Origin of the sequence: Halomonas sp. IOP_14 (assembly GCF_021021315.1) — a bacterium.
Taxonomy (GTDB): Bacteria; Pseudomonadota; Gammaproteobacteria; order Pseudomonadales; family Halomonadaceae; genus Vreelandella; species Vreelandella titanicae.
In genome coordinates, this window is the sequence record NZ_JAINWD010000095.1 from 1 (window position 1) to 2856 (window position 2856).

The window sequence follows — 2856 nt, forward strand, 5'->3', positions numbered from 1 at the left end:
GCCAGGCCGCGGCCATGCTGATGCAGGCCGCTCGCATCCGTCTGGAGAAGATGGCCATAGCATTTGGATTGTGACTGCCAGGAGATGGTAGAGCGGCAGGATGCTTTGCTCAGGGCGCTGGGGCTGAATGAGGGCGTTAGGCCTTTTGAGAGCGTTGAGGCGTTGCAGGTGGCGGGTAAGCGGTTGTGGCAGGTGTTGGCGGTTGATGAGGTAGGGCAGACATAGATTGAATTGCGTTGGCCGATATTTTTGACCAACGCGCTTAGCTATCTCAATGCTCTAGAGGAGTGGGCATTAGGTACTGCTGCTGGGCAAAAGCTGCCTTTTAGTCGTTTCTGATATAACGCTCATATTAGCTATTTATATGTAAATCCTTTTGAGTAGTTCTATGTTAAAATTGATTGAATTGGACACCAGTCAACTGCATTACTTGACTTACAGTACAATTTTTTAAGTCCAGATTGCAATTGCATTCATTTGAATGTGGAAAATTTGAATGTTTTTTTTCAAGCGAAAAAGGACAAGAGATATGTTTTTTACTTATACTGTCATAAATTGATCTCGAAATTATTAAATATGACAGCCATCCTTGGTTCTTTATTTCGTCTATTTCAGAATCTGTTTTTTTCATTTTTATACTCACCACTCCATCAGGTGATATTGTACGGGTCATTGGAGGAAGAGAGTCAAATTTTTCCAAATAGTCAAAACCAACTAGAGGATTATCCTTTCGCACAGTCAATGAGCGTTTAAATGACAACATGTATTCATGCATTACGGTTGATAGTGGGTCATTAGCATCAATTTTCATTTCGCTAAAACAATTCGTTATATAGTTGTCCGTTAAGGTTACTACCTCTGCGGTAGTTCTCCATTTCTGCAATTTCAGAAATTCCTCAATCGACTTCTTTATGTTTTGGTTAGACTTTTTTGATCGAGCCAAATAGTTTGCAATATAATATAGACGCCATGCTGGATCGAGTTCAGGGCTATTATTGGTGAAATCAGCTGGAATCATCAAAGCCCACTCTAAAACAATAAGGGATTGCTCATTACTTAAGCCGACCATTTTGGTCAATATGTTTGGAACCGACCAATACATCCATAGCTGTGGGTTGTTTGAGAGTTTCTCCCACCATTTGTCAGCTAATTCCTTATTGATTTTTGATATATAATTATATTGTACTATTGTCGCAATCCCCTCAAGAATTACGAGACCATTAATTGGATAAATATTATATTCATCTACACCGAGGAAGCCTACGCTAGGCAAAGTGACATTGTCTGCTTCTAATTTGGTTAATATCATATCATATTGTTGAGGTACATATTCTTTTGGCATGGATTCTGGTTTGCCGATACCAATTTCTTTACTAAGTCTCTTTTCAGTATATTCATAGATATGAACGAATGATTTAACCTCTTCAGGACAATTTTTCGATTTGCACCATTCTCGTAATGGCAATGAAACTTTGATACCCTCTTTACTTAGGCTCTGAAGAAGTAAAAAAAAGCTTACACAGAGCGCCCAGTTATGTTTAAATAAGTAGAGGCCAAAAGTGGTTGCCGTCAGATCAACGAAGTGTCGTTTTTCATGAGCTGGAATTGAAGCCTCGATCAGAAAACTCTCTTTATCTTCGGAGTCTTCAAACATTCTCAATAACATTTCATAAGCGGTGTGAACCCTACCCAAAAAAACTTCCTGACGAAATGAGTCGAAGTTGTTTTTTTCAAATGAACTAGTCATTAAATAGCTAAAAGGGCATAAGCTTCCTTTAGATGGTGCCATTAGGCTATAAAGAAAGTCTTTTTCATAATTAGATCCTGTCATGATCTACAAGTCCTCAATGTTTTTTAAAACTTTCTCTATCTGACTTGGTGAGTATCCCTTTAAAGAAATATAGGTTCCATCACATTTTCTGATTTCTACATTGTTGTCCTTATTGCGTAATATGTAAGAATGGAGAACCTTTACTATCCCGGCGATAACACCTGCACTTCCAAGAGCTATGACAAACTCATTTACTATTGGTGAGCCTAATTCAAAAGGTTCTTTCTCCTGAATTTCTATCGCTCCAATATTGTCAAGTTCCAGTGCCACTTTATTTAAGTCTTTTTTATCTGCTTCGGGGAAATATATTGATATTTTCATATGGTATTATCCAATGGCTTATGAGTTCATGCTTTTAGGAGTTTTATTTTTTATGAGACTGTGTAGTCAAAATTCGAGAGCCTGCTGTATTTTCTGAATGGTTATTTGGAATTTGTAAAAAATATTATTATACTTACTTTAATTCAAATTCGGATCGTTGGAAAGCTCAGATTCGTTACAGTTTTCATCGGAAACCTGGATAAATAAATTATTTGCTTCAGTGTCGTAATTGAGGCAGTATTTCATTTAGGATGCTTTAGCTACGTGATTAAGCCACCCAGCATTTAAGCCCTGCCGGTCACCCGACCCGGTGGGGCTTTTGCGTTTCTAGCGGCTGTGGGCCAGCCACTGTCTGGTTGCTAGGTTCATATCCCGGAGAAAGCGGGTTCGATTCCCGCCGCCGCTACCATTTCATGCGTTGCCGCCTGGGCTACGCCTTGCCCCGTTCGTGCAGGGGCCTTTTATCTCGAGTTTATCATGTCTGCTCATTCTCCTACTCATTGGCTTGAGGAGGCGGAACTGCTGCGCGTTGAGCCAGCACCGCCAAGAGATTCACGTGCCGGCAACGTGGCTGCATTTCTCGATACATTGGCCTTTGCCGAGGGCACGCCTCGCTTTGGCGATCATGACGGTTTCAATGTGATTGTTGGCGGCAAGACGTTCAATAGCTACGACGATCACCCACGCCAGCTTGTTTGGCTTCC

3 protein-coding genes and 1 pseudogene are annotated in these 2856 nt (G+C 40.6%); 2 read left to right on the forward strand and 2 right to left on the reverse strand.

Annotated elements, in window-relative coordinates; all coding sequences use genetic code 11:
- Positions 1-84: 84 nt before the first annotated feature.
- On the forward strand, positions 85-225 hold the full coding sequence (locus tag K7H09_RS24195) for a hypothetical protein (RefSeq protein WP_230806350.1): 141 nt from the start codon (positions 85-87) through the stop codon (positions 223-225).
- Positions 226-391: 166 nt separating this feature from the next.
- Here the strand turns inward: K7H09_RS24195 and K7H09_RS24200 are convergent, their stop codons facing one another.
- On the reverse strand, positions 392-1831 hold the full coding sequence (locus K7H09_RS24200; RefSeq protein WP_230806352.1) for a hypothetical protein: 1440 nt from the start codon (positions 1829-1831) through the stop codon (positions 392-394).
- Positions 1832-1834: 3 nt separating this feature from the next.
- Positions 1835-2152 (reverse strand): hypothetical protein, encoded by a 318-nt coding sequence (locus K7H09_RS24205; RefSeq protein WP_230806354.1) that lies wholly within the window; start codon positions 2150-2152, stop codon positions 1835-1837.
- Positions 2153-2629: 477 nt separating this feature from the next.
- Between K7H09_RS24205 and K7H09_RS24210 the strand changes: the two are divergent.
- A pseudogene (locus tag K7H09_RS24210) lies at positions 2630-2856 on the forward strand (glycoside hydrolase); the annotation flags it as partial.